This is a genomic window from Xanthomonas theicola, assembly GCF_014236795.1.
Lineage (GTDB): Bacteria > Pseudomonadota > Gammaproteobacteria > Xanthomonadales > Xanthomonadaceae > Xanthomonas_A > Xanthomonas_A theicola.
In genome coordinates this window covers 1,996,543-2,021,157 of sequence record NZ_CP049017.1, presented here as the reverse complement: position 1 = coordinate 2,021,157, position 24,615 = coordinate 1,996,543, and the positions used below count along the sequence as shown (strand labels likewise).

The window sequence follows — 24,615 nt, the reverse complement described above, 5'->3', positions numbered from 1 at the left end:
TGGGGCGAATTTAATAAAAGGCATTGATGGCGGAGATTTCGGCTCGTCTTTGGTAATTCACTCTTAATGGATTTCTGTCCATATACATGGATGGGTTCGTCGTAGCGGCTGTCGAATATGGTTCTGGCAGGAATATCACGGCCGTAAACTTGCGCCCAGCCCAATTCGCAGCCCCTGCCGATCTTGATGTCGCGCTGGAGTACTGCGCCGCTGTGCAGTGTGCAATTGCTGCCGAGTTCGACCTCTGCTCCTAATTGCGCGCCGTGTTCTATCCAACAGGATGGTTTAATTCGGCTTCCGTGCCCGATGTGAGTTCCAGACATTATCACAGTGTTGTAATCGATTTTGCACCCATGGCCGATGACTACGGCTGGACCTATGAAGGTGTTCATTCCGATGACCGCGCTGCTATCGACGACAGCGGCTGGGTGTATGAATGGATCCATATGCCAACTCCTTTCCATTGCCGCCTGCATCAACTCCATGCGTTTGAAATTACCGAACCGTTGGTCGAAAGCAACAAAAACGCCGTGATTGTTGGCAGCAACGGCATCGAGCGAGGAAAAATCGAAGCTATGGTCTTCGCCCAAGTGGATTTCCAATCGCTGCAGCTGCTGGTCCGGGAGCGCTTGTCGCCATGCATGGCCAGGCAGGCATCTACCCTTTCGATGCCTGCTTGCTCGCAGAGCTTGCGGGCCAAACCAGATTCTTCTGGGCTGTAGGAGAAATCGATGGCCAGTGCCTCGGAGTGGTGGGCCGCTTGTTCGACGAACTGGTGCAAACTCCAACGCGGTACGCCATGAACGGTGTCACCGTCGTTTGGCTTGTCATCCACGGCGGCGATCACATGGGTGGGGTGTTGGACGATCTTGGTGGGGGGGGGCATAGATTTTGCCAATGCCAGAGTGCGGTTGGATGGGAAAGAGAGGGCGTTGCTCAAAATGCGGGATCAGTGGATATACGGAAGGCGTAACGCTCAGCTATTCAACGTGCTCGGGTGCGCAGAGATTGTTGGCAAACGCACGGTCGCGTGGGCTACAAGAGAAATCGATAGCGACTGCATTGGGATACTGCCCCGCATTGGCAAGAAATTCTTGACTGCTCCAGCGCGGCGCGCCGTGGATGCTATCCAGATGGGTGCTTTGGTCATCAACTGCGGCAACTACATGACGTAGGTTAGCCACGACCCTGGGGCCATGCACCATGCCTGCGTAGGACTCGGGAGCAATGAGGAAAACAGGACGGTTGGCAATCGCGGGCAGGCGCGCAATGACATCGTCGAGTGCGGGGCGTTCTTGCTCCGCGATACGTAGAATGTATTGGCGAAGTTGTTCATTTCTTGAGTGCATGAAGATCATCTATCGTAGGTATGAATGGGGGTGTCGTAGCGGGTGTCGAAATAGGTCTTGGCAGGCACGTCCTCGTCGTAGACACGCGGCCAACCAAGTTCGCAGCTTCGGCCCACCTTGACGCCTGCGCGCACGATGGCGCCGGTAAGCAAGATGCTGTTGCCGCCGATTTCGACGCCAGTGCCAATTTGAACGCCATGCTCTATCCAGCATGAGGATTTGATGCGGCATGCCGGCCCAAGGTGCGCTCCGGAATGGATGACGGTGTTGTAGTCGATCCTGCAGCCGTGCCCGACGACAGCATTGGCACCCACGAACGCGTTGAGGCCGATGACCGTGTCCGCGCCGATGGCGGCGCTGGAGTGTATGAACGGCTCCAGCTTGAAGCCACGCTCCATTGCTGCCTGCATCAGTTCCATGCGCTTGAAGTTGCCGAAGCGTTCGTCGAAGGCGGCGAACATGGCTCCGTCGGATGGATTCAGCCCATCCAGCACACCCAGATCGAACGCGTGATCGGCATCCTGTGGCACGTCAATCCTGATGACCGTCTCGTCCTGACGCGCCTGCTTCCAGGCGTGAAAGGCCAGGTCGAGATATTCGCTGCCGCCGATGATCCACCTAAATTTCATGTTCGGTTTCCATCAGCATCGCGTACCAGCGTTCGACCAGGCGATTCATGGATTCGTAGTCACCCTGGGTGGGCAGTGGAGCATCTGTGTGCAATGCGGACTGCACCCGCTCCATGATTTCCACGTCTTCGCCCACCACCGTCTTGCTGCCGTGCATTTGTGCCAGTAACACCTGGCCGGAAAACCCATAAGACCGCTTCTTGCGTGCGCTGAACCAATAGATTTCCAAGTCGGTCCTATCCTGCGCGATGGGGATGTGGTGTTCCAGCGTGAAGGAATAGCCGCCGTTTGCGCTGGCAATATGCAAGTTCGGGAAAGCCAACCAGTTGAAGTAGGCGTCCTGCTTGCCCCAGCGTTCCACTTTATCGTGCCAGCCGAAGTGTCTAAGGTCGGGGATGGGTGCTTCAGCGCCGCCGAAGCTGAAGCGACGCATCTCGCGCCTCAAGGTCGCGGGCGATGTGTCTTGCAAGGTTTCCATGGACTCCTTGGCTTGTTTCTCGTTTACGTGGGGCACGAAGCTGACACTCTTGGCCAGGGTCTTAGGGTGGACGAAGCGCGGGTGATTGGCGTCCCGAAGGTTTTCGTAAGCGAGCTTCCAGTTGTACCGGCCATGCCATGTGGTCACCATGACCTCAGTGTCATAGGCGTTGGAACTACTTTCCAACAAGGCGATGAATTCTGGCGAAAACTGCTCCTCGATCGGCATCGGGTTGGGATCGAGGTTGACAAACAGCAGGTTGCCGATGGTGCGCAGTGAGAATTCGCGCAGCTTCAAGTTGTCCTTTTCACCATGCTCCATGCGATAGATAGAATCGCAGTCCGGGATGTTCTTTACCCGGCCTTGTTCGTCGTAACTCCAGGCGTGGTAGGGGCACACCAAAGGCCGGCAACCGATGGCACCGGTCTGGATCAGCGCACTGCGGTGGAGGCAAACGTTCTCGAACGCACGTATTTGGCCGTGGAAGTTCTGGATGACCAGGGGAATGCCCGCAATCTTGCGGGTGATGAAGCAGTTGTTTTCCCGCAGCAGTGTCTTGAGCCCTGCGAACAACCATAATTTACGGAAAAGCTTGCGCTGTTCGCGATCAAATATCTCTTGCGACAAGTAATACTTGGGGTGCATCCGGGAGCGCATGGTTCAGTCTGCTGGTATGTGCTTGTGGAAAACGATCTTGGCTGGATTGCCGAACACCGTGGCTCCGGGTGGCACATCCTTCAGCACGACCGCACCGGTGCCGATGACGGCGTGTTCACCCACCTTGACGCCGGGTACCAGGGTGGCGCGCGGATGCACGACTGCGAAGTCGCCTATCTGCACACCGCCGCCCATGAATACCTGTGCCCCGATATGAGCAAAATTGCCAATGCGAACGTCGTGTCCGATCACCGACCAAGTGAGCAGGTTGGCAAAATCCCCGATCCATACATCGGGGGCGACGTGAACCTGGTTGCCGAGGAAGCAGCCTGTGCCCAGATGCACACGGCGACTGAGGTGCGCCTCGGTACAGATCGGGATGAACGCTGCCCCCTTTGCAAGCAGCGGTTGAATGTATTTACGACGTTCCAGCGGGTCGCCTTGTGCGCAAACAAAGGCCTCTTCGCCGCGCGGAACGTACGTCAACGGGTCACCGACGATGGGCACGCCGGTATCGAAGCCATCCAGAATATGCTTCCGGCTGTCCAGGAACCCGGTGACCTTCCATTGCTTCCCGTGCGCGATATCGCCCTGCATTTGCTCCAGAACCTCGCGACCCCAGCCGCCCGCGCCGATGATGAGCACGGGATAGCTCACAGTACCGCCCCTCCGTCCATCACCAGGCTGGTCCCCGTTACCCAGCGACTGGCATCGGACAACAGAAAGATCGCGGCGTTCGCCACGTCATCCGGCGTACCCAATCCGAGCGGATGGCGTTTTCTCTGTGCTTCCAGATGGACTGCGTCCCAGATGGGCGTCGCTACTGCCGAAGGCGAAATTCCGTTGACACGGACTTTGCGTTTGGCCTGCTCCATGGACAGACAGCGGATGATGCCGAGCAGGGCTGACTTCATGGCCGAATAAGGACCTACCCCTGGCGTGCCGATATGTGCAGCAGTGGAAAGTATGAACACGATGGAACTTTGGGGCGCAAGGGCATTGGCCTGCAACATCCGCTGGGTGAGCATGACAGGTGCTAGGAAATTAACCGCATAAACATCGGTCATAAGCTTCTCGGCCAGCTGCCGGATGGGGCTCAGCCGCTGCCTGCCAGCGCAGTGCACCAGGCCATCCACACTGGATGCTCTCTGCACCAGGCGTTCACGGCCCTCGACTTCGGTCAGGTTGGCCAGCACTTGGACATGTCCTTGGCCTTTTAACAAGCTGTAGGTTTCTTGCAGGCGTTCTGCATCCCGCCCGGTGACGACCAGGCGTGCCCCGCGCCGGGAGCAGGAAACCGCGATTTGCCTGCCGATGCCCGATGATGCACCCGTCACCAGAATGGTTTTGCCTGTCAGTGAAAAGGCTTGTTGCGCCGCATTGCTCATGCGTAGATGTCCATAGGCGTAGAAAACCCGCCATCAAGAATGAAGTAGTTGCGCGTGATCCAGCGGCTGGCATCGGAAAGATAGAACACTGCTGCGTAAGCCACGTCTTCTGGCTCGCCCATGCCAAGTGGCGTCAATTCAAACAGGCTGTCCATATTGCCGCCGCTTCCCTGCAAGCCATCCAGCAAGGGAGTGCGCACATAACCCGGTGCGATGCAGTTGGCACGCATGCCTTGCTTGGCTACTTCCATACCCAGCGAGCGCATCATGCCAAGCAGGGCGCTCTTGCTGGCAGCATAGGCGCTGCTGGCCAGCGGACCTATGTGCGAGGCAATCGAGGCAATGAACAGCAGGGAGCCGCCCGGCGCGATCTGTTTTTTCGCCAGCAGGCCTCGAGTCAGCAGCATGGGGGCGTAGGTGTTGGCTGCAAATGTGGCATCCAGGTGCGCCTGGCCAATCATGCGAAAGGGGGCTAGCTTGGACATGCCGGCTGCATGCGCCAAACCGTCGATGACACCGCTGGCACCCACCACGCGGTCAATGCCTTCCTGTACAGCCAAATCCGCCACGATTTGCGTGTGGCCTTCGCCTTCCAGCTCATCGAATGTGGCTTGCAACCTCTCCGCGTTGCGCCCGGTGATGACGATCCGCGCTCCCATCTGCGAGCAAGTGATGGCAATTTGTCGACCAATACCCGATGAAGCGCCGGTCACGAGGACGCGCTTGCCTTCCAGGGAAAATGGATCGCGCTCGGTGTTCATGCTTCGATCAGCGCTGGGAAGACGGCGTTCTCGACGTCCACGATGGCCGTGCCCCAGGACAGGCCGATCCCGAAGCCGCAGAGCAGCACCCGTTTGGGGCCGCACTCCAGTTCCTTGTTGATGCGTGCGGTCATGGTCACCGGCAACGAGGCGCCGCTGGTGTTGCCGAAATCGCGCAGGGTCGAAGGCACTTTCTCCACCGGCAGGCCGAGCTTCTTGCGGATGGTCTCGTTGATCATCCGGTTGGCCTGGTGGAACACGAAGTAGTCGATCTCGTCCTTGGACACGCCGCTGTAGTCGAGCAGCTTCTGCACCGCCGGCGGCACCCGCTGGGTGGAGAAACTCAGCACCGCCACGCCGTCCAGCTGCAGGTCCACACCGCGGTGCCAGTAATCGTTCTCGTCGGCGCGGAACGGCATCAGGTGCTGGATGGCGACCGGCTCGCGCTGGCCGCCCACCGGCAGGATGATCGCCTTGTAGCCGCTGCCGTCGCTGTTGAGGTCGAAATACATCGGCGCGGCGTCGGCGCTGAATTCCAGCGCGGTGGCGGTTCCCGAATCGGAGAAGATCGGGTCCTCCAGGTTGGCGCTGCGGTCGCCCACCAGCAGCAGGCCCTTCTTGACCCCGCCGGCGGCGATCATCGAGCCCAGCAGGTTGATGCCGAACGGATAGGCCGAGCAGCCCAGGTTGACGTCGAAGGCGACCGTGGCATGCGACAGGCCCAGCCGGTCCTGCAGGATGATCGCGGTCGCCGGGATCGGGTAGTCCGGCGACTGGGTCACCACGATCAGCGCATCGACCTCCTCGCGCTGCCACTGCAGCCGTTCCAGCAAGGCCTGTGCGGCATCGAACGCCAGGTCCGAGAAGCACTGCCACTCCTGCGCCATGCGCCGGGTCTCGATGCCGATGTTGCGCACCAGCCGCTCGCGCTCGGAGCGGATCTGCGGCCGGCAATCGGTCAGGTTGGAGACGATGCGCCTGGGCACGCAGGTCGCCATGCCGGCAAAACGCACGTTGTGCAGTGTGGAGGTCGGCATGCTACGCCTCGGTCAACTGGTAGAGGTCGCCCACGGTGACGGCGGCGGCCAGGTGTTCGCCGGTGATGGTCTTGCCGTATTCCATGTCGAACATCACGATCACGCCCAATGCCGCCAGCGAATCCCATTCGGGCAGTTCGCGCAGCACCGTCTCCGGGGTCACCTCGACCGGATTCTGGAAGTCGGTGGCCGACAGGAAGTTCTCGATAAACGTTGCTTGGCTCATTCGTGCTCCACGGGGTGGGCGGGGGAGGGGGTGGTTACGGTGCGGCTGCGCGCGGGGGCGCAGGCCGATGCGCTGCCGGCATCGGCGATGAGGTTGGCGATGAGGTCCACGTCGGCAGGGCTCAGGCCCGGATAGATCGGCAGGCACAGCACCCGCTCGGCCATCTGGCGCGCGACCGGCAGCCCGGCGGGGGCCGCCGAGGGCAGGCCGCGGTACATCGGGAAATCGCTGATCAGCGGATAGAAGTAGCGGCGCACGAGCACATCGTGGCTGCGCATCAACTGATGCAGGCCGTCGCGGGTCGATGGGAAGTCGTCCTCGATCAGGATCGGGAACGAGGCGTAGTTGGCCAACGCCGGCGAGCGTGGCGCCAGGCAGCGCACGCCGCGCACCCGCGCCAGGCGCCGCCGGTAATCGCCGTCGATCTGGCGGCGTTGCGCCAGCGCACGGTCGATGTGGCTCAGCTGCAGCAGCCCGAATGCCGCGCTCACCTCGTTCATCTTGCCGTTGATGCCGGTGGCCACCACCGTGGTCTCGTCGACGAAGCCGAAGTTCTTCAGCCGGCTGATGCGCTGGTAGGTCTTTTCGTCCGGGCAGACGATGGCGCCGCCCTCGAACGTGTTGAACACCTTGGTGGCATGGAAGCTGAGCACGCTGAGGTCGCCGTGGCGCAGGATCGAGCCGCCTTCGTCCTTGACCCCGAAGGCGTGCGCGGCATCGTAGATGACCTTGAGGTTGTAGGTGTCGGCGACGCGTTCGATCGCGGCGGTGTCGCACGGCGTGCCGTAGCAGTGCACCGGCATGATAGCGGTGGTCTGCGGGGTGATCGCCGCCTCGATCCGCTGCGGGTCCAGGTTCAGCGTGACCGGATCGATGTCGACGAAGACCGGCTTGATCCCTTTCCATAGCAGCGCGTGCGCGGTGGCGACGAACGAATAGGGCGTGGTGATCACTTCGCCGGTGACGCGCAGGGCCTGCAGCGCGGTGAGCAGGGCGAGCGTGCCGTTGGTCAGCAAGGCCAGGTGTCCCACGCCCAGGTAGTCCGCCAGCGCCTTCTCCAGGGTCCGGTGCATGTCGCCGCCGTTGGTCAGGATGCGGCTGCTCCAGATCTTCTCCAGGTACGGCACGAACTCGTCCAGGGGGGGCAGCAGCGGACTGGTGACGGGAATGGGCATGGTGGCCTGCGCTGGGTACGTGTGGAGCATCCGCGACGCGGATCGTTCCGACGGGATTATGGTTCTGGAAGCAAGCGATATGCCAACAGGACGTGTCCACTTCATTCTGCGATGGTGGCGAGGAAGCGGACGCGCACCACGGTTCCGCGCCCCGCGACGCAGCCGCACCCCGCCGGCCGGACGCGGCGGCCGGGTCGCCACGCGATGCGATGGGCGAGTTCTGGCCGCGGTCGTTGCGTAGCGCAGCAAGTCCGCGGCGCCGCGGCGGCGCAGGCAGCGGCCGCGGCCGTCAGCCGGCCAGTTCGGTCTGGTCGCGGTCGATGCCGTACTTGCGCAGCTTCTCCACCAAGGTGGTGCGGCGCAGGCCCAGCAGCTGCGCCGCGTGCGCGACCACGCCCTGGGTGCGCTCCAGGGCTTCGTTGATCAGCGCCAGCTCGATGTTGGCCATGTGCCCACGCAGGTCCAGGCCGCTCTCCGGCAGCGTCGCCGCGGCCCGTGCGGCCGACTCGGGCGGATCGGAGAGCGCCTTGGGCGCGACGTGCAGGTCGACCAGGTTGGGCGCACGGCGCGGATCGGCCGCGGCGATCGGCGCCGGCGGCGCCGACACGTCGATCGAGGAGGCGAAGTCGCCGCGGTAGCGCGCCGGCAGGTCCTGCACCCGCACCAGGCCGCTGGGATGCAGCACCGCCAGGCGTTCGACCAGGTTGGTCAGTTCGCGCACGTTGCCCGGCCAGTCGTAGCCGCGCAACGCCTGCAGCGCCTCTTCGGAGAAGCGCACTTCGCCGCGCCCGGTGCGTGCCAGTTGCGCGGCGATGGTGTTGACCAGCGCCGGCAGGTCGTCGCTGCGCTCGCGCAGCGCCGGCATCTCGATCGGGAACACGTTGAGCCGGTAGAACAGATCCTCGCGGAACTGGTTGCCGGCGATGCGTTCTTCCAGGTTGCGGTGGGTGGCGGCGATCACACGCACGTTGCAACGGATGGTGACGTTGCCGCCGACGCGCTCGAAGCTGCGCTCCTGCAGCACGCGCAGCAGCTTGACCTGCATCGGCAGGCTCATGTCGCCGATCTCGTCGAGCAGCAGGGTGCCGCCCTCGGCCATCTCGAAGCGGCCCTTGCGCGCGTTCAACGCGCCGGTGAAGGAGCCCTTCTCGTGCCCGAACAGCTCGCTTTCCAGCAGGTCCGGCGGGATCGCGCCGCAGTTGATCGCCACGAACGGGCCGTCGCGGCGCGGCGACTGCTGGTGGATCGCGCGCGCGACCACTTCCTTGCCGGTGCCCGACTCGCCGAGCACCAGCACCGTCGTGTCGAACGCGGCGACCTGGTCGATCAGCCGCCGCAGCCGGGCGACCGCGGCGCTGTTGCCGGTCGGGCCGTTGTCCTGCACCGCCCCGGCCTGGTGTTCGGCGTCCAGGCGCTTGAGGCTGGCGCGGCGCAGCAGCGCTTCCAGCTGCGCATGCCGCAGCGGCGCTTCCAGTTGCCACACGTTGGCCTCGTGCAGGCCATGACGCCGCGCGAACGCCTGCGCCTCGCCGTCGAGCAGCAGCACCGGCGGCGGCAGCGCGCTGCGCGCGACCCAGCCGAAGAACGCGTCAGCCTGGGCCTGGTCGTCGAGCCCGCCGACCAGGATCGCCATCCATTCGCTCTGCCGGTGGCGGCCGGGATTGACGTCGGCCACGTCGGTCACCCAGCGCGGGTTGAGGTCCATGAACTCGAGCAGGCTGACCGTGCGTTCGGCGCGCATCGCGTCGTCGTCGATCACCAGGATCCGCGATTCGCTCATGCCGGGACTCCCTCTGTGCGCAAGCCCTCCAGGATCGGCATCACTTCCTGGATGTAGGACAGCTTGCTGACGAAATTGTCGGCGCCGGCGCGCATGGCGTGCTCGCGGTGCTCGGCATCGTCGAAATGGCTGGCGATCACGATGTACGGGGCCTGGTCCTGGGTCTTGATCAGGCGCGTGGCCTGCAGGCCGCCCATCTCCGGCATGGCCAGGTCCATCAGCACCACCTGCGGACGCAGCGACTCGGAACGCTCGATCGCCTCCAGGCCGTTGGCGGCGCTGCCGATCACCTCCATCCAGTCGAGCTTGCGGAAGTGGCGCATCGCGGCGTTGATGAAGCCTTCGTGGTCGTCGACCAGAAGCACGGACAGTTTGTTCATGTGCATTGTTTCCTTAGCCTGCGCGGGCCAGCAGCGGTTTGGTGCGGCGGCGTTCGCGGGCGGGGGCGATATCCAGTTGTTCACGGTACTTGGCCACGGTGCGCCTGGCCACGTTCACGCCCTGTCGCGACAGCAGCCCGGCGATCGCCTCGTCGGCCAGCGGCCGCCCCGAGGGCTCGGACTCGATCAGGCGCCGCACCATCGCGCGCACCGCCTGCCCCGAGACCGCGGCGCCGTCCAGACGCACGGCGAAAAAGTGCTTCAGTTCGAAGGTGCCGCGTGGGGTCTGCAGGTACTTGCCGGTGGTGATGCGCGAGACGGTGGACTCGTGCATGCCGATCGCGTCGGCCACCTCCTTCAGGGTCAGCGGCGCCATCGCCTCCTCGCCCTTGACCAGGAACACCGCCTGGCGCTCGACGATGGCGCGGGTGGTGCGCAGCAGGGTCTCGTAGCGCATCGACAGGCCGCGGGTCAGCCAGCGCGCTTCCTGCAGCATTTCGCGCAGCGGCGCCGCCGTCTCGCCGGCCTCGGCCAGGGCGCGCTCGTGCATCGGATTGACGGTGACGCGGTGGGTGGTGGCCGGGTTCAGCGCGACCCGCCAGGTGCCGTCGCTGTGCCAGGCGACCACGTCCGGGATCACATGGCCCAGGTTCTCCGGCAGCAGGCTGTCGCCGGGACGCGGCTGCAGCGACAGGATCAGCCGCACCGCCTCGCGCACGTCGTCGGTCTCGGCATCGAGCTGGCGGGCGAGCAGCGCGTAGTCGTGGCTGGCCAGCAGGTTCAGGTCGCCGTCGAGGATGCGCGCGGCCAGGTGGCGGCCGGCGACGCGGCCGGGCAGGGCGGCCAGCTGCACGCTCAGGCATTCGCGCAGGTCGCACGCGGCCAAGCCGGCGGGGTCGCCGTGCAGCAGCTGCTGGCGCACCGCTTCCACCTGTGCGGCGGAGCCGTCGAAGCGCGCGCAGGCGAGCAGGGTCAGCGTGTCCAGCGCGCCGTCCAGGTAGCCGGCATCGTCGCTGTGCTCCAGCCAGAACGCGGCCACTTCCAGTTCGCGTTCGTCCAGTTCCAGCGCCAGGCGCTGCAGCACGCGCAGCTGCGGATCGGTGGACTCGCCGGCAGCGATGCGCTGCATGCGGTCGTCTTCGCCTTCGCTCCAGCCGGCGGCGGGGATGTCCCACATCGAGGACTCGGGCAATTCGTCGAAGGCGGCGGTTTCCAGCGCGGTGTCGTGGTTGACGACCGGCTCGAGCACGCCTTCCGGCTCTTCCAGTTCCAGCAGCGGATTGGTTTCCAGCGCGCGCCGGATTTCCATTTCCAATTGCATCCCGTCCAGTTGCAGCAACCGGATCGATTGCAGCAATTGCGGGGTCAGGTGGAGTTGCTGGCCTAGCTGGGCGGAGACGGTCGGCTTCATGCGAACTTCCTCGGTTTGGCGCCAAGCCTCTGGCGCCCGTGGAATGCATAGTGCTTGCCACCTGACGGTAACAGAATCGGGAGGTTCCTGAGCGGGGTAGTCAAATTCCCGACGGCTTGTAGGAAAAATCCCTACATCGATGTAGGGGGCGCCGGTAGGTCGGCGCCGTAGCGCCAGCGCTGGCGGGCGTCGATGGTTTCACGGCGGCAACTGACCGGTTAAGGCAAGCGGCATGCCAGCGCGGGGCGTCGGGAACCCGTTGCGGCCTGCGCTCAGGTCAGTTCGTTCTGGTGGCGCGCGGCCAGCAGCACCAGGTCGTTGGCGCGGCGGCAGCCCAGCGACTCCATCATCCGCGCGCGGTGGGTCTCAACCGTCTTGACGCTGATCCCCAGGTCCGAGGCGATTTCCTTGTTGCTCTGGCCGCGTCCGATCTGGCGCAGGATCTCGCGCTGCCGCGGCGACAGCGCGGCGATGCCGACCGGGCGCTCGCGGCCGAGCATCGGCGCGATCATCTTCGAGGAGATCTGCGGGCTCAGGAACACCTGGTTGGCGCTGGCCGCGCGCAGCGCCAGTTCCAGCTCCAGCGGAGCGGCGTCCTTGACCACGAAGCCGGTGGCGCCGCGGTCCAGCGCATCGCGCACGTGCACCGGGTCGTCGTGCATCGACATCATCACCACCCGGGTCCGGGGCGAGGTCTGCAGCACGTCGGTCAACGCGTCCAGGCCGCTGCGCCCGGGCAGCGACAGGTCCATCAGCACCAGGTCGGGGCGGTGCAGGGTGACCAGGTCCACCGCCTGCTGCGCGTTGCTGGCCTCGGCGACCACGTCGATGTCGGCGAACGTCTGCAACAGCCGGCTGAGACCGGCGCGAACCAGTGTGTGATCGTCGACGATGATGACTCGCACGGTGGAAGGTCCCTCTCGCTAGTCCCGCACCTTAGCCGAGCGCGCCGCCGGCGCCAACCTCGCGCAGGCTCAGGGCGCGGGCGGGACCCGCCCGGCCGCGCGCCGGCTGTCGGCGATCTGGCGCCGGTGCAGGCGGAACAGGTGGCGTTCCAGGGCTTCTTCCAGGCCGGGCGGCAGTGTCTCGAATCGTAGCCAGAGATAGAAGCCGCTGCCGGCGACGGCTTCGGCCAGGACCTTGACCGGCAGTTCCAGGTGGTCGGGCAGCCAGTCCGAGGGCTGCAGGCGCAGCAGGCCGGCCGCGCCCGGGGCGGCACCCGAACGCGACCCCAGTTCCAGTCTCAGGCCGCGATGCGACCAACGCAGGGGACGTAGCGGCAGGGCATCCTCGTGTTGCCGGGTCAGGCGGCCCAGCAGCACCAGCATCAGGTCGAGCTTGGCGTCCATGCGCTGCAACTGCAGGGGCAGCTCGCCGCGTTCCTCGGTACCGTCTTCGCTGCGCAGGTCCTCGATCTGGGTCAGGCCGCGCAGCAGCGCTTCGCCTGCGCCGAAGCGGCCGCTGCCGTTGCCGAGCGTGAAGTCGGCCGGCAGTGCCAGTTCGCAGCTGAGCGTGTCGTGGAACAGCTCGGCTTCGGCAGGATGGTGCACGGCGCCGTCGGACGCGCCGCTCATCTGAGCGATCCGGCCTGCGAATAGGCGCGTGCGACATTGTTGGACTGGCGATTGGCGCGCAGCCAGTCGCCGGCTTCGTCGCGCGCCCGGCGCATCTGCGCGATCACGGATTTCTGCAGTTCCAGCAGCGAGCCCAGCCCGTGGCGCGACACGCCGGGCTGTTGCAGGTACTGGCGCAGGCGCTGCTCGTGCTCGGCGACCATGCGTCCGGCCAGCGCGTGGTCGTCACCTTGCAACACCTGCTGCAACCGCTGTAGGTCGGCGTGCAGCGATTCGATGCTGGTGGTGCTCATGGCATCGCGACCGCGGCGAGTTCGCGCTGCTGGGCGGGAATCGCGTTCCATGCCGCGTCGATCTCGCTGAGCAGTTCCAGCGACTCGACCAGCGCGCTTTCGTCGTTGTGCAGGTTGGCTTCGGTGAGCCGGTGCACCACATAGTCGTACAGCGCCGAGAGGTTGTTGGCGATTTCGCCGCCAGCCTCGTGGTCCAGCGAGCCGTTGAGGTGGCCGACGATGGCGCAGGCTTCGCCGATCGCCTTGCCCTTGCGCGCCTGGTCGCCCTGCGCCAGGCAGGCCTGGGCCCGGCGGATGCGCTGGCAGGCGCCGGCGAACAGCAGCGCGACCAGCTTGTGCGGATCGGCGTCGGTGATGCTGGTGGAAACGCTCATCTTGCGATATTGCTCGGCGTATTGGCGACTGGAACCGTACATGGAAAACTCCCTCGGGTGGCCTGGCGTCGCGCTGCCGCCCCGGACGGCGGGAGCGCCGCGGCGGCGGGCTTAAGTGCTGCCAGTCCGGAATGACTGTCGATGCTAGAGATATCGGCCGCCGCACGCTCGGACTTGAGCATCGGCAGCTTTTTCATTCCGGCGCCGCGGTCACGACGAGAACTGCTTGGAGAGGCTGTCGCTGATCGTCTGCATCTGCGCGACCAGCGTGTCCATCGCGGTGAACTTGGCGGTGTATTGGGTGGTCAGCGTCTGCATCCGCTTGTCCAGGTCGCTGAGCTGGTCGGTTAGGTCGGTGATGTGCTTGTTGAGCGCGGTCGTGCGCTGGGTGATGGTGCCGTTGGCGGCGTTGAGGTTGCTGTCCAGCAGGGTGTTCATGCCCTTGGTGAAACTGCCGTCGGTGCCGAACATGGCCTTGGCCGCGGCCGGGTCGCTGGCCATCGTGCTTTCGAACTTGGCGCTGTCCAGGCTCATCACCCCCTCTTTGGTGATGGTGATGCCGAGCGCCTTGAGTTCGCTGACGTTGTCGCCGACCTGCTTGCGCAGCGATTGCTGCAACCCGCGCACCATCGCGTCGCCGGTCAGCGCCGAACCCTTCTTGGCGGCGGCGTCGTAGGCGCTGGACGACTTCAGGACGGTGTTGGCGGCGTTGTAGGCGGTCACGAAGGCGGTGATGTTCGCCTTCATGCTGGTGTTGTCGTTGGCGATGTTCAGCGTGTACTTGCTGCCCTCGGCGGCCTTGGTCAGGTTCAGGGTGACGCCCGGTATCAAGTCGGCGACGGCGTTGCTGCTGGAGGTGCGCTCGAAACCGTCCACGCGCACGAGCGCGTCGGCGGCGGCAGTGGTCTGGGTCAGGCCGCCAGCACTGCCGTTGCCGTAGGTCAGCGCGCTCAGCCCGCCGTTGCCGCCGGAAGTGGTGATGGTCAGCGCGCCCTTGGTGCCGGAATCGACCGCGTTGAGCACCAGGTGATCGCCGTCATTGGCGCTGACCACGCTGGCGGTCACGCCACTGCCGCCGGCGGCCTTGTTGATCGCCGCGGCCACGTCGCCGAGCTTGCTGCCCGGGGCGATGGTGACGTCGAGTTTGCTGCTGCCATGGGCGATCGTCAGCGTGCCGTCGCCGACCACCGCACTGCTGGCGTAGGCGGCCGAGGTCAGCTTCTGCCGTTCGGCGAGCTTGACCACTTCCACGCTGTAGGTGCCGGCGGTGGCGCTGTCGGTGACGCTGGCGGTATAGCCGGCGCCGTCGGCGACGGTGGCCTTGACCTCGCTCTTGTCGGCGCTCTTGGCGATGGCGTTCATCGCCGTCTGCAGGTTGGACAGCGCGCCCTTGATCGTGCTCAACGCCGACAGTTTGGCGGTGGACGCGGTGCCGTCGGTGTTGATCCGGTTTTCCTGCGGTTTGCGTTCGGCGGCGACCAGCTTGGCGACAAAGGTCGGGATGTCCAGGCCGGAGCCGACTGCAAGCAGCGATGAACTAGCCATGGGGTGGCATCCTTACGATGGCTGGCACGGGGAGAGCCAGCGGTTGAGAGAGGTATCGGCGCGTGGTGGCGGTTCTTGAGCCCGCATTCGCTCCGGCGCCGTCCCGATGGCCATGCAAATCCTGTGCCTGGCAGCGCGCGCAAAAAAAGGGCCGGTGTCAAGCCTTTCGTGCAAATCACGCGAGGCTTGAAACCATATACGGGGCAATACCATATATGGGGCAATAGGTTAGCTCTGTTTAGTGCCGCTTGCAGGGGATACGGCGTTGTGGGCTGGGAGCCACATAAGAGCCTGGAGAAAGCAAGCCGGGGGGGCGCTGTGGCGGTGACGATTGCCAACCAGAACGCTTACGTCGAATCGTTCAACGGCCGACTACGCGACGAATGTCTCAACGAGCACTGGTTCCCAACCCTGCTGCATGCGCGCACTGAGATCGAACGCTGGCGACGCGGATACAACGAGGACCGACCCAAGGGCGCCTCTAAACCCGACCGCTACTCAGGGCGGGGGGACGTCACTGCCGAGGTACGGGCGGCCGACAAGAACATCGCCGCGCTGACGAGCGATGGCCTGTACCGCACCGACCATCACCTGGCGATCGAGCAAGGCCGAGCCACGTCCGGCCGCGACCCGCCGGAAGTCGTTGCGGCCCACGTTCGCCGGCGGAAGCCCTGCGCCGCGTCGGCATCGTGGAGCGCGTGGCCGAAGGGCTATGGAAGGTGCCTGACGACCTCGCCGAGCGTGGCCGCCAGTACGACGCGCAGCGGCTGGGCGGCGTGGCGGTGGAACTGAAATCGTATCTGCCCATCGAGCGGCAGGCCCGCGTGATCGGTGCGACCTGGCTGGATCAGCAGTTGATCGGTGGCGGCAAGGGGCTGGGCGACCAGGGCTTTGGAGGCGAGGCCAAGGACGCTTTGCAGCAGCGCGCCGACTTCCTGACCGAACAAGGGCTGGCCGAGCGGCGCGGGCAGCGCGTAATGCTCGCCCGAAACCTGTTGGGAACGCTACGCAACCGGGAGCTGGCGCAAGCCGCCAAGGACGTTGCCGCCGACACCGGACTGGAGCATCGGCCCGTGGCCGACGGGCAGCGCGTGGCCCGCATCTGCCGGCGCAGCATCATGCTCGCCAGCGGTCGCTACGCGATGCTCGATGACGGCCTGGGATTCAGCTTGGTGCCGTGGCGGCCGGTGATCGAACAGCGGCTAGGGCAGCAGCTCGCCGCGACGGTGCGCGGCGGCGGGGCATCATGGAAAATTGGGCGGCAGCGTAGCTCATCTATTGCTTAACCGCAGGTGTTATCTAAGGCTGAAATGTCCACTGAGGTTCCATCTCGCGGATCAGTTGTGCTATCCAATCCGTGAAAGCGCGAACCGTCGGGGAAAGATGGCGGTTTCTCGGGTACATGACCGACAGGGGGACGGTCGGAGCCTTGAGGTCGGGCAGCACCTGGCGTAGCTGGCCGCTGCGCAGGTAAGGAATCACCATGTAGCTGGCGGCTCGAATCAGACCCAGGCCTTCCAGTCCACTGGAGACATAGGCGTCCGTATCGTTGACGGTAATGCGCTCTTGAACGTGAGCCGCATGTTCCTCGCCGTCGATAACGAAGCTCCAATGCGTGTTTCGACTGTTTCGATTCGATAGAAAACCCACTGCCTGGTGGTTCTGCAGATCGCTCAACGACTTCGGCTCACCATATTCCTCGATATAGCTTGGCGAGGCGCAAGTAACCCACTCAAACCCGGCAATACGCCGAGCAATAAGAGTGGCGGAATCCTGCGGAACACCGGATCGGATCACACAATCGACACCCTCCTGAACGAGATCAATCGTTCGATCGCCCAACGTTAGCGTCAGTTCGACGTCGGGATAATCCGTCTGGAATTTCTTGACGGCGGGCAATACGAACATGCGAGCGAACGAAGATGTCATATCGACGCGCAGCTTGCCGCGAGGTCGCCCGTCACTGCCGGGGAACGAGGACTCGACGGCTTCTATTTCCGCCAGCAAACGGCGGCAATGGTCATAGTAAAGACTGCCATCGGGTGTCAGGCTGATATGCCTGGTTGTGCGTTGGAGGAGCCTGACGCCAAGATAAGTCTCCAATTCTTTGATGGCGCGTGTCACCGACGATGCAGGCATGGCTAGGCTATCGGCCGCCTTACTGAAATTATGCGCTTCGACGACACGTGCGAAAACCTGCATAGCCTGAAGTCGGTCCATTCCAACACACCTCTGTTCGGGCTTCGTCTTGCAAGCAAGACGAAGCGAAAGCGACTAAAACTCGGCAGTCTCCGGGTCTGGCCCCAAACGCCCCTCGGGGCGATCCAGTTGCGTCATACGAGCAAGGTCCAGATCCAGCAAGAAATCGAAAAGCTGAAAGTTCTCCTCGATACGTGATGGACGGGACGACTTCGAGATGACCGGAAGTTCGTTCTCCAGGTGCCATTGCAAGATGATCTGAGCAGGAAATTTACCGTATTTTTTCGCCATTTCCCGTACTAAGACGTCTCCAGTGGGGACGTCTTGCGGTCTTTCCGTAGCCCCAGCGGACTCCATGATTGCATGGCAATACCGGCTTGCTCGTTTAAGGATAGTCTGATCAACGCGGTCGGAGGATGAGGCAAGCCATATCGACCACGCCCACGGCGCTCAGACCCTCGGTTTTTCGCCGTTTCCGGCGCATTTCCGGGGTATTTCCCGGATTACAGGCACACCCTCCCCACGACAGGCAGCAACTGCTTTCGCTTCAGCCACAGGTTCGACAGCGCAAACAGCGTCAGCACTTGCGCCGTGTTCTTCGCCAGGCCGCGATAGCGCACCTTGACGTAGCCAAACTGGCGCTTGATCACCCGGAACGGATGCTCCACCTTCGCCCTCAGGCTGGCCTTGGCGTGCTCCCAGCGCTGTGCCCACTTCAATTCGCGCTTGCTCTTGATCTGCTTCAGCTTCGAGGGCTTCTCCGCGATCAGATAGCGCAGCTTGCGCTTGCTCGCCATCTCCTCGCGCTTGGCCAGCCCGGTGTAGCCGCTGTCGCCGCATACCGTGTCTTCCTTGCCGTGCAGCAGCTTGTGCGCCTGGGTGATATCTGCGGCGTTGGCCGCCGTGCATTCCAAGTGGTGCACCAGCCCGGACTCATCGTCCACGCCGATGTGCGCTTTCATCCCGAAGTAGTACTGATTGCCCTTCTTGGTCTGGTGCATTTCCGGGTCGCGCTCGCCGTTCTTGTTCTTGGTCGAGCTGGGCGCGGCAATGATCGTGGCGTCCACGATGGTGCCGCCGCGCAGGCTCTGGCCCTTGCGCGATAGGTGCGCGTTGACCCGGTTGAACAGCGTGCGCGCCAGATCGTGCGTCTCCAGCAACCGGCGGAAGTTGAGGATCGTGGTCTCGTCCGGCACCTCATCCAACCCGCCGATCCTGGCGAAACGGCGCATCGACGCCGTGTCGTACAAGGCTTCTTCCGCGCCCGGGTCGCTCAGTGCGTACCACTGCTGCAGAAAGTGGATGCGCAGCATTGTCTCCAGCGGGTACGGCTGACGGCCCGGATGGCCCGACTTCGGATAGTGCGGCGCGATCAGCGCCAGCAGGTCTTTCCACGGCACCACCTGATCCATCTCGGCCAGCAACCTTTCGCGCCGCGTCTGCTTGCGCTTGCCGTTGTACTCCGCGTCGCCGAAAGACAATTGCATCGTCGTTGTCCTGTTGGGCTTTGTACGATTGTCGCAGGATCAGAGGGAGTTGTTCAGACCATCCTTAAATGACGCAAGACGCGTTTTCCTTGTTGTGGTAAGCCTCGGCCGTCTCGATCAGCCGATAACCTGTACGCAAGGCATGGGCGACCAGGGAGGCGCTGGCTTCCGGGTCCACCTGCCATAGCCCATATCCTAACCCGGGGATGAGGGTGCCGTCATTCAATGTCTGAAGGGGAGTATTTATGGCCTTGAACCGCGCTAAGGATAGTCTGATCAACGCGGTCGGAGGATGAGGCAAGCCATATCGACCACGCCCACGGCGCTCAGACCCTCGGTTTTTCGCCGTTTCCGGCGCATTTCCGGGGTATTTCCCGGATTACAGGCACACCCTCCCCACGACAGGCAGCAACTGCTTTCGCTTCAGCCACAGGTTCGACAGCGCAAACAGCGTCAGCACTTGCGCCGTGTTCTTCGCCAGGCCGCGATAGCGCACCTTGACGTAGCCAAACTGGCGCTTGATCACCCGGAACGGATGCTCCACCTTCGCCCTCAGGCTGGCCTTGGCGTGCTCCCAGCGCTGTGCCCACTTCAATTCGCGCTTGCTCTTGATCTGCTTCAGCTTCGAGGGCTTCTCCGCGATCAGATAGCGCAGCTTGCGCTTGCTCGCCATCTCCTCGCGCTTGGCCAGCCCGGTGTAGCCGCTGTCGCCGCATACCGTGTCTTCCTTGCCGTGCAGCAGCTTGTGCGCCTGGGTGATATCTGCGGCGTTGGCCGCCGTGCATTCCAAGTGGTGCACCAGCCCGGACTCATCGTCCACGCCGATGTGCGCTTTCATCCCGAAGTAGTACTGATTGCCCTTCTTGGTCTGGTGCATTTCCGGGTCGCGCTCGCCGTTCTTGTTCTTGGTCGAGCTGGGCGCGGCAATGATCGTGGCGTCCACGATGGTGCCGCCGCGCAGGCTCTGGCCCTTGCGCGATAGGTGCGCGTTGACCCGGTTGAACAGCGTGCGCGCCAGATCGTGCGTCTCCAGCAACCGGCGGAAGTTGAGGATCGTGGTCTCGTCCGGCACCTCATCCAACCCGCCGATCCTGGCGAAACGGCGCATCGACGCCGTGTCGTACAAGGCTTCTTCCGCGCCCGGGTCGCTCAGTGCGTACCACTGCTGCAGAAAGTGGATGCGCAGCATTGTCTCCAGCGGGTACGGCTGACGGCCCGGATGGCCCGACTTCGGATAGTGCGGCGCGATCAGCGCCAGCAGGTCTTTCCACGGCACCACCTGATCCATCTCGGCCAGCAACCTTTCGCGCCGCGTCTGCTTGCGCTTGCCGTTGTACTCCGCGTCGCCGAAAGACAATTGCATCGTCGTTGTCCTGTTGGGCTTTGTACGATTGTCGCAGGATCAGAGGGAGTTGTTCAGACCATCCCTAAGAAGAGTGAAAAGACCAGCCCGCATGAACCCGTTGCTACGCAGAAATTATTCGCCATTCCAGAATACTCGGTCCGTAGTCTAGCTGACTATGCCTAACAAGGCGATGAAACATGCCAGCTTTCAGATCAATTATTCCATATTTGCTAATACAAAAAATCAACTTGGCGTCTGTATCAATCCGCTCTGCTGGCGGAGACTTGCGAATACGAACTTAGGACGCGCTTCGGTTGGCTTGGTGGGGATGAAGGCCACCAGCCAAAGGCGTCCTATCCTTCTCTTGCAAAGGAACAGTGACATGCACACGCAGACTCTCGCGACCGGAAGTGACTCCGAGGGAGATGACGTCCAGGCTTTGAACGCCCTGGCCCAGCAATGGGTAGAGGTTGGCTGGCACCATTTACCAGAAGAGCCTTTCGATTTCCGACGACGGCTCCAGCGGTTCTACGACTGGTCGCCCAACGGGACGCAATTCTTCGACGACTTCGACCCCGAGCGGCGCGTCAGTACCCAGGTCGCCCGCTATGCGGCAATCTGGGACGAGCGCATACCCTCGATGCAGTACCTCTCGAATGTCATCGTCGGCAGCCCCAGCACCCTGGTGTCCGGCGACCTTGCCGTCATGAGTGTGCAGTTCGTGACGTCTTATGCGACCAGCGAAGGCGTCAGCGGCAAGGCGCACACGCTGTCCAGCCTCGTCTGGCGGCGCACCTCAGAAGGCTGGCGGATCATCCGTGAGCACGGCAGCGGTCTCGCCACCCAAGAATGATCGACCGAACTTCCGCCGTTTTCCGGCAAAACCGGAAACATGTCTTATCCACTGGACCCTACCCATGAAATACGGATCAAAACTGACCATCGATGGCGTACTCGTCGATGGGGAACGGACGCTCGATGTGATCAATCCGGCTACCGGCCAAGTCTTCGCGACCGTGGCGTGCGCGTCGCGGCAACAAGCGGAGACGGCGATCCAGGCCGCGAAGAGAGCTCAGCCTGGTTGGGAAGCACTCGGCTGGGCTCCTAGAGCGGCCATGCTGGAAGCGATTGCAGACCGCGTGGAGGCCCGCAGTGAGGACTTCGTCGAAGCGATGGTCGCCGAACAGGGCAAGCCGCGCCTGGAGGCGGTCGACGAGACGACCTACTCGATCGCGTTCATCCGGCACTTCGCCCGGTTGGAGCTGCCGGACCAGATCATCCCGATGCCAACCAGTGGCAAGGTTGAACTGCGGCACCGAGCTCTGGGTGTGGTTGTGGGTATCAGCCCGTGGAACTTTCCGCTGTTGATCCCTGCCGCCAAGATCGCGCCGGCGCTGCTGGCCGGGAATACGGTGGTCATGAAGCCAGCACCCACCACGCCGATTCTCACGCTCATGCTCGGCGAGATCGCGGCGTCGATTCTTCCTCCTGGCGTCCTCAATGTCATCACGGACCAGAACGACTTGGGCGACCTACTCACTTCGCATCCCGACGTGGCCAAGGTGACCTTTACCGGATCTACGAGCACCGGACGCAAGATCATGGCGAGCGCTGCCGCCACCCTGAAACGCCTCACGCTAGAACTGGGTGGCAACGATGCGGCGATCGTCCTCGACGATGTCGACGTTCAGGAAACCGCGAAGCGCATCTTCGATGCCGCTTTCTTCAATAGCGGCCAGGCATGCCTTGCGATCAAGCGCGTGTACGTCGCCGATGCCATCTACGACGAGTTTTGCGAGTCGCTGGCCCAGCACGCGCGCGAGGCCATCGTGGGACCGGGGAACAATCCGGACACGCGTATCGGCCCACTACAGAATCGGCAGCAGTTCGAGAAGGCGAAGCACTATCTCGAAGTGGCGCGTAGGGACGGACGAATCATTGCGGGAGGCACCGTCCGAGAACAGGTCGGGTACTTCATCAATCCGACAGTTGTCGGTGACATCGACGACACCAGCGCGCTCGTGACCGAGGAGCAGTTCTCGCCGATCCTGCCTATCGTCCGGGTCAAGGATGGCGAGGACGCCCTCGGCCGTACTAAGGATGGTCTGAACAACTCCCTCTGATCCTGCGACAATCGTACAAAGCCCAACAGGACAACGACGATGCAATTGTCTTTCGGCGACGCGGAGTACAACGGCAAGCGCAAGCAGACGCGGCGCGAAAGGTTGCTGGCCGAGATGGATCAGGTGGTGCCGTGGAAAGACCTGCTGGCGCTGATCGCGCCGCACTATCCGAAGTCGGGCCATCCGGGCCGTCAGCCGTACCCGCTGGAGACAATGCTGCGCATCCACTTTCTGCAGCAGTGGTACGCACTGAGCGACCCGGGCGCGGAAGAAGCCTTGTACGACACGGCGTCGATGCGCCGTTTCGCCAGGATCGGCGGGTTGGATGAGGTGCCGGACGAGACCACGATCCTCAACTTCCGCCGGTTGCTGGAGACGCACGATCTGGCGCGCACGCTGTTCAACCGGGTCAACGCGCACCTATCGCGCAAGGGCCAGAGCCTGCGCGGCGGCACCATCGTGGACGCCACGATCATTGCCGCGCCCAGCTCGACCAAGAACAAGAACGGCGAGCGCGACCCGGAAATGCACCAGACCAAGAAGGGCAATCAGTACTACTTCGGGATGAAAGCGCACATCGGCGTGGACGATGAGTCCGGGCTGGTGCACCACTTGGAATGCACGGCGGCCAACGCCGCAGATATCACCCAGGCGCACAAGCTGCTGCACGGCAAGGAAGACACGGTATGCGGCGACAGCGGCTACACCGGGCTGGCCAAGCGCGAGGAGATGGCGAGCAAGCGCAAGCTGCGCTATCTGATCGCGGAGAAGCCCTCGAAGCTGAAGCAGATCAAGAGCAAGCGCGAATTGAAGTGGGCACAGCGCTGGGAGCACGCCAAGGCCAGCCTGAGGGCGAAGGTGGAGCATCCGTTCCGGGTGATCAAGCGCCAGTTTGGCTACGTCAAGGTGCGCTATCGCGGCCTGGCGAAGAACACGGCGCAAGTGCTGACGCTGTTTGCGCTGTCGAACCTGTGGCTGAAGCGAAAGCAGTTGCTGCCTGTCGTGGGGAGGGTGTGCCTGTAATCCGGGAAATACCCCGGAAATGCGCCGGAAACGGCGAAAAACCGAGGGTCTGAGCGCCGTGGGCGTGGTCGATATGGCTTGCCTCATCCTCCGACCGCGTTGATCAGACTATCCCTAACGCCAGCGACTTCGGCCTGGGAGGCTCTGTGTGGTCGGGCGATGCCGCCCGCGCGAGGGAGTTGGCAGGGCGCATGCAGTCGGGCACCGTCTGGGTGAATCAGCACCTGAATTTTGGCCCGGAGGCTCCCCTAGCGGGTGCGAAGCAGTCCGGCCTCGGGGTCGAGTGGACAGCGCTTGGCCTGGCCGAATTCTGCCAGATCAACGTCATCAACCAAGCTGCCTGACAGCTTTTGCGGAAGCTTCGCCGAGCTCACGCTCTGAACACATTCATAGAAAAGGATACCGAAGTGAACACAACCGAAGTGGATTTAAGCGACATCCTGGTGATGGGCGCCGGGCAACTGGGAATGGCGGTCGTACAGGCGCTTGCTCCGCGTCTGCGGTCGGCGAATGAGCGACTGACGGTGCTGGTTGCGCCACAAACCGTGGATAGTCCCTCTACACAGGACGCAGCGACCCTCGCCGCGCTGCGCGAGTTGGGTCTTGAAGTCCTCGGTCTGGATCTGGCGTCGGACGCGCAGACGCTGACCGACCTGTTCAAGCGCTTCAAGACGGTGGTGAACTGCACCGGCTTCGTGGCCGGACCGGGCACCCAGTTGAAGATCACCCGCGCGGTGTTCGCCGCAGGCGTCAAGCGGTACTTTCCATGGCAGTTCGGAGTCGATTACGACGTCGTGGGGCGCGGCAGCGGACAGCCTGTGTTCGATGAGCAGTACGAGGTCCGTGAACTGTTGCGCGGCCAGACCAGTACCGAATGGGTGATTGTCTCGACCGGCATGTTCACCAGCTTCCTGTTCGAGCCGGCGTTCGACGTCGTTGACCTCGAACGCCGGACGGTCCACGGGCTCGGCAGTTGGGGGACGAAGGTCACGGTCACGACGCCAGACGATATCGGAAAGCTCACCACCGACATCCTGCTTGCCGAACCGCGCATCGTCGATCAGGTCGTCTATATCGCGGGCGACACCATCTCCTATGGACAGCTCGCGCAAGTGGTCCAGCGAGTCACCGGTGTCCAGTTCGACAAGACGGAATGGACTCTCGACAAGCTGCGCGCCGATCTAGCCGCGGCCCCTGGTGACGTCATGTCCCGCTACCGCGCAGCGTTCGCTCAGGGGGATGGTATGTGGTGGGAGAAGTCGAACACCTACAACGCTCGTCATGGATTTGAGACGGTCGACGTCGAAGGATATCTGCGCGCTCGACTACGCTGATGGTTCAGGTGCATTACCGATGTCCAGCGAAGCAACGGCAATGTGCG

The 24,615-nt window shown here is 63.3% G+C and carries 27 protein-coding genes and 3 pseudogenes; 8 read left to right on the top strand and 22 right to left on the bottom strand.

The annotated features are described in order from the left end of the window. Positions 1-80: 80 nt before the first annotated feature. The 18 genes and pseudogenes from G4Q83_RS09325 to fliD all read right to left on the bottom strand — a co-directional run. Positions 81-686 (bottom strand): annotated as a pseudogene (locus G4Q83_RS09325) (UDP-3-O-(3-hydroxymyristoyl)glucosamine N-acyltransferase); the annotation flags it as partial. Then, positions 641-1,358: pseudogene (locus tag G4Q83_RS09320) on the bottom strand (FkbM family methyltransferase); the annotation flags it as partial. The pseudogenes G4Q83_RS09325 and G4Q83_RS09320, both read right to left, overlap by 46 nt. Continuing rightward, the gene (locus G4Q83_RS09315) at positions 1,355-1,978 is read right to left on the bottom strand and encodes an LbetaH domain-containing protein (protein WP_128420502.1); all 624 of its coding nucleotides are present in this window, start codon (positions 1,976-1,978) and stop codon (positions 1,355-1,357) included. The gene G4Q83_RS09315 and the pseudogene G4Q83_RS09320, both read right to left, overlap by 4 nt. Beyond that, on the bottom strand, positions 1,968-3,113 hold the full coding sequence (locus G4Q83_RS09310) for an aromatic ring-hydroxylating oxygenase subunit alpha (protein ID WP_128420503.1): 1,146 nt from the start codon (positions 3,111-3,113) through the stop codon (positions 1,968-1,970). Before G4Q83_RS09310 ends, G4Q83_RS09315 begins: the two co-directional genes overlap by 11 nt. 3 nt (positions 3,114-3,116) lie before the next feature. Next, positions 3,117-3,770, bottom strand: a complete 654-nt coding sequence (locus tag G4Q83_RS09305; RefSeq protein WP_128420504.1) for a NeuD/PglB/VioB family sugar acetyltransferase — start codon at positions 3,768-3,770, stop codon at positions 3,117-3,119. Further along, positions 3,767-4,501 carry an SDR family NAD(P)-dependent oxidoreductase gene (locus tag G4Q83_RS09300; protein ID WP_128420505.1) on the bottom strand — a complete coding sequence of 245 codons (735 nt, stop codon included), beginning with the start codon at positions 4,499-4,501 and terminating at the stop codon, positions 3,767-3,769. The genes G4Q83_RS09305 and G4Q83_RS09300 overlap by 4 nt, the downstream gene beginning before the upstream one ends. After that, positions 4,498-5,262, bottom strand: a complete 765-nt coding sequence (locus G4Q83_RS09295; protein WP_128420506.1) for an SDR family NAD(P)-dependent oxidoreductase — start codon at positions 5,260-5,262, stop codon at positions 4,498-4,500. The genes G4Q83_RS09300 and G4Q83_RS09295 overlap by 4 nt, the downstream gene beginning before the upstream one ends. Further along, a complete protein-coding gene (locus G4Q83_RS09290) occupies positions 5,259-6,299 on the bottom strand; it encodes a ketoacyl-ACP synthase III (RefSeq protein WP_128420507.1) in 1,041 nt (346 codons plus the stop codon). The genes G4Q83_RS09295 and G4Q83_RS09290 overlap by 4 nt, the downstream gene beginning before the upstream one ends. A gap of 1 nt (position 6,300) precedes the next feature. Then, positions 6,301-6,525, bottom strand: a complete 225-nt coding sequence (locus tag G4Q83_RS09285) for an acyl carrier protein (protein WP_128420508.1) — start codon at positions 6,523-6,525, stop codon at positions 6,301-6,303. Then, on the bottom strand, positions 6,522-7,700 hold the full coding sequence (locus tag G4Q83_RS09280; RefSeq protein WP_185817386.1) for a DegT/DnrJ/EryC1/StrS family aminotransferase: 1,179 nt from the start codon (positions 7,698-7,700) through the stop codon (positions 6,522-6,524). The genes G4Q83_RS09285 and G4Q83_RS09280 overlap by 4 nt, the downstream gene beginning before the upstream one ends. Before the next feature lie 289 nt (positions 7,701-7,989). After that, positions 7,990-9,480, bottom strand: coding sequence for a sigma-54 dependent transcriptional regulator (locus tag G4Q83_RS09275; protein WP_128421496.1), 1,491 nt, complete (start codon positions 9,478-9,480; stop codon positions 7,990-7,992). Continuing rightward, positions 9,477-9,860 carry a response regulator gene (locus G4Q83_RS09270; RefSeq protein WP_010341669.1) on the bottom strand — a complete coding sequence of 128 codons (384 nt, stop codon included), beginning with the start codon at positions 9,858-9,860 and terminating at the stop codon, positions 9,477-9,479. The genes G4Q83_RS09275 and G4Q83_RS09270 overlap by 4 nt, the downstream gene beginning before the upstream one ends. A gap of 13 nt (positions 9,861-9,873) precedes the next feature. Continuing rightward, complete coding sequence (gene rpoN, locus G4Q83_RS09265; RefSeq protein ID WP_128421495.1) at positions 9,874-11,271, bottom strand: RNA polymerase factor sigma-54; 1,398 nt, start codon at positions 11,269-11,271, stop codon at positions 9,874-9,876. 272 nt (positions 11,272-11,543) lie between these two features. Further along, entirely contained in the window at positions 11,544-12,176 is a 633-nt protein-coding gene (locus tag G4Q83_RS09260) for a response regulator (protein ID WP_128421494.1), read from the bottom strand. A gap of 69 nt (positions 12,177-12,245) precedes the next feature. Beyond that, complete coding sequence (locus G4Q83_RS09255) at positions 12,246-12,845, bottom strand: PilZ domain-containing protein (RefSeq protein ID WP_128421493.1); 600 nt, start codon at positions 12,843-12,845, stop codon at positions 12,246-12,248. After that, positions 12,842-13,138, bottom strand: a complete 297-nt coding sequence (locus G4Q83_RS09250; protein ID WP_128421492.1) for a hypothetical protein — start codon at positions 13,136-13,138, stop codon at positions 12,842-12,844. Before G4Q83_RS09250 ends, G4Q83_RS09255 begins: the two co-directional genes overlap by 4 nt. Further along, positions 13,135-13,554 carry a flagellar export chaperone FliS gene (gene fliS, locus G4Q83_RS09245; protein WP_128421491.1) on the bottom strand — a complete coding sequence of 140 codons (420 nt, stop codon included), beginning with the start codon at positions 13,552-13,554 and terminating at the stop codon, positions 13,135-13,137. The genes G4Q83_RS09250 and fliS overlap by 4 nt, the downstream gene beginning before the upstream one ends. A 168-nt stretch (positions 13,555-13,722) precedes the next feature. Next, positions 13,723-15,057 carry a flagellar filament capping protein FliD gene (gene fliD / locus G4Q83_RS09240; RefSeq protein ID WP_128421490.1) on the bottom strand — a complete coding sequence of 445 codons (1,335 nt, stop codon included), beginning with the start codon at positions 15,055-15,057 and terminating at the stop codon, positions 13,723-13,725. Positions 15,058-15,393: 336 nt separating this feature from the next. Between fliD and G4Q83_RS09235 the strand changes: the two are divergent. From G4Q83_RS09235 to G4Q83_RS09230, 3 genes and pseudogenes are all read left to right on the top strand, one after another. Next, positions 15,394-15,558: pseudogene (locus tag G4Q83_RS09235) on the top strand (integrase core domain-containing protein); the annotation flags it as partial. 45 nt (positions 15,559-15,603) lie between these two features. Next, complete coding sequence (locus tag G4Q83_RS24545; RefSeq protein ID WP_425480332.1) at positions 15,604-15,849, top strand: hypothetical protein; 246 nt, start codon at positions 15,604-15,606, stop codon at positions 15,847-15,849. Continuing rightward, on the top strand, positions 15,777-16,343 hold the full coding sequence (locus G4Q83_RS09230) for a DUF3363 domain-containing protein (protein WP_425480331.1): 567 nt from the start codon (positions 15,777-15,779) through the stop codon (positions 16,341-16,343). The genes G4Q83_RS24545 and G4Q83_RS09230 overlap by 73 nt, the downstream gene beginning before the upstream one ends. 13 nt (positions 16,344-16,356) lie before the next feature. Here the strand turns inward: G4Q83_RS09230 and G4Q83_RS09225 are convergent, their stop codons facing one another. The 4 genes from G4Q83_RS09225 to G4Q83_RS09210 all read right to left on the bottom strand — a co-directional run bounded on the left by G4Q83_RS09225 (position 16,357) and on the right by G4Q83_RS09210 (position 20,106). Further along, positions 16,357-17,277 carry a LysR family transcriptional regulator gene (locus tag G4Q83_RS09225; RefSeq protein ID WP_128421489.1) on the bottom strand — a complete coding sequence of 307 codons (921 nt, stop codon included), beginning with the start codon at positions 17,275-17,277 and terminating at the stop codon, positions 16,357-16,359. A 54-nt stretch (positions 17,278-17,331) separates the two neighbouring features. Next, positions 17,332-17,547, bottom strand: a complete 216-nt coding sequence (locus G4Q83_RS09220; RefSeq protein WP_211288341.1) for an aldo/keto reductase — start codon at positions 17,545-17,547, stop codon at positions 17,332-17,334. A 212-nt stretch (positions 17,548-17,759) separates the two neighbouring features. After that, a complete protein-coding gene (locus G4Q83_RS09215; RefSeq protein ID WP_185817191.1) occupies positions 17,760-18,743 on the bottom strand; it encodes an IS5 family transposase in 984 nt (327 codons plus the stop codon). A gap of 379 nt (positions 18,744-19,122) precedes the next feature. Next, on the bottom strand, positions 19,123-20,106 hold the full coding sequence (locus G4Q83_RS09210; protein WP_185817191.1) for an IS5 family transposase: 984 nt from the start codon (positions 20,104-20,106) through the stop codon (positions 19,123-19,125). Positions 20,107-20,470: 364 nt separating this feature from the next. Between G4Q83_RS09210 and G4Q83_RS09205 the strand changes: the two genes are divergently transcribed. The 5 genes from G4Q83_RS09205 (at position 20,471) to G4Q83_RS09185 (ending at position 24,568) form a co-directional block, all read left to right on the top strand. Next, complete coding sequence (locus G4Q83_RS09205) at positions 20,471-20,941, top strand: Cif family virulence factor (RefSeq protein WP_158255092.1); 471 nt, start codon at positions 20,471-20,473, stop codon at positions 20,939-20,941. 64 nt (positions 20,942-21,005) lie between these two features. Further along, entirely contained in the window at positions 21,006-22,211 is a 1,206-nt protein-coding gene (locus G4Q83_RS09200) for an aldehyde dehydrogenase family protein (protein WP_128421946.1), read from the top strand. Positions 22,212-22,250: 39 nt separating this feature from the next. Next, a complete protein-coding gene (locus tag G4Q83_RS09195) occupies positions 22,251-23,234 on the top strand; it encodes an IS5 family transposase (protein WP_185817191.1) in 984 nt (327 codons plus the stop codon). Positions 23,235-23,380: 146 nt separating this feature from the next. Further along, positions 23,381-23,578: an aldehyde dehydrogenase family protein gene (locus G4Q83_RS09190; RefSeq protein ID WP_211288369.1), complete on the top strand. Its 198-nt coding sequence runs from the start codon at positions 23,381-23,383 to the stop codon at positions 23,576-23,578. A 63-nt stretch (positions 23,579-23,641) separates the two neighbouring features. Continuing rightward, entirely contained in the window at positions 23,642-24,568 is a 927-nt protein-coding gene (locus G4Q83_RS09185; RefSeq protein WP_246432333.1) for an aromatic alcohol reductase, read from the top strand. Positions 24,569-24,615: the final 47 nt, after the last annotated feature.

Coding starts and splice junctions, on each gene's coding strand:
- G4Q83_RS09315 (WP_128420502.1), bottom strand. CDS start 1,978: ATGAAATTTAGGTGGATCATCGGCGGCAGCGAATATCTCGACCTGGCC.
- G4Q83_RS09310 (WP_128420503.1), bottom strand. CDS start 3,113: ATGCGCTCCCGGATGCACCCCAAGTATTACTTGTCGCAAGAGATATTT.
- G4Q83_RS09300 (WP_128420505.1), bottom strand. CDS start 4,501: ATGAGCAATGCGGCGCAACAAGCCTTTTCACTGACAGGCAAAACCATT.
- G4Q83_RS09295 (WP_128420506.1), bottom strand. CDS start 5,262: ATGAACACCGAGCGCGATCCATTTTCCCTGGAAGGCAAGCGCGTCCTC.
- G4Q83_RS09290 (WP_128420507.1), bottom strand. CDS start 6,299: ATGCCGACCTCCACACTGCACAACGTGCGTTTTGCCGGCATGGCGACC.
- G4Q83_RS09285 (WP_128420508.1), bottom strand. CDS start 6,525: ATGAGCCAAGCAACGTTTATCGAGAACTTCCTGTCGGCCACCGACTTC.
- G4Q83_RS09280 (WP_185817386.1), bottom strand. CDS start 7,700: ATGCCCATTCCCGTCACCAGTCCGCTGCTGCCCCCCCTGGACGAGTTC.
- G4Q83_RS09275 (WP_128421496.1), bottom strand. CDS start 9,480: ATGAGCGAATCGCGGATCCTGGTGATCGACGACGACGCGATGCGCGCC.
- G4Q83_RS09270 (WP_010341669.1), bottom strand. CDS start 9,860: ATGAACAAACTGTCCGTGCTTCTGGTCGACGACCACGAAGGCTTCATC.
- rpoN (WP_128421495.1), bottom strand. CDS start 11,271: ATGAAGCCGACCGTCTCCGCCCAGCTAGGCCAGCAACTCCACCTGACC.
- G4Q83_RS09255 (WP_128421493.1), bottom strand. CDS start 12,845: ATGAGCGGCGCGTCCGACGGCGCCGTGCACCATCCTGCCGAAGCCGAG.
- G4Q83_RS09250 (WP_128421492.1), bottom strand. CDS start 13,138: ATGAGCACCACCAGCATCGAATCGCTGCACGCCGACCTACAGCGGTTG.
- fliS (WP_128421491.1), bottom strand. CDS start 13,554: ATGTACGGTTCCAGTCGCCAATACGCCGAGCAATATCGCAAGATGAGC.
- fliD (WP_128421490.1), bottom strand. CDS start 15,057: ATGGCTAGTTCATCGCTGCTTGCAGTCGGCTCCGGCCTGGACATCCCG.
- G4Q83_RS09225 (WP_128421489.1), bottom strand. CDS start 17,277: ATGGACCGACTTCAGGCTATGCAGGTTTTCGCACGTGTCGTCGAAGCG.
- G4Q83_RS09220 (WP_211288341.1), bottom strand. CDS start 17,547: ATGGCGAAAAAATACGGTAAATTTCCTGCTCAGATCATCTTGCAATGG.
- G4Q83_RS09215 (WP_185817191.1), bottom strand. CDS start 18,743: ATGCAATTGTCTTTCGGCGACGCGGAGTACAACGGCAAGCGCAAGCAG.
- G4Q83_RS09210 (WP_185817191.1), bottom strand. CDS start 20,106: ATGCAATTGTCTTTCGGCGACGCGGAGTACAACGGCAAGCGCAAGCAG.
- G4Q83_RS09205 (WP_158255092.1), top strand. CDS start 20,471: ATGCACACGCAGACTCTCGCGACCGGAAGTGACTCCGAGGGAGATGAC.
- G4Q83_RS09200 (WP_128421946.1), top strand. CDS start 21,006: ATGAAATACGGATCAAAACTGACCATCGATGGCGTACTCGTCGATGGG.
- G4Q83_RS09195 (WP_185817191.1), top strand. CDS start 22,251: ATGCAATTGTCTTTCGGCGACGCGGAGTACAACGGCAAGCGCAAGCAG.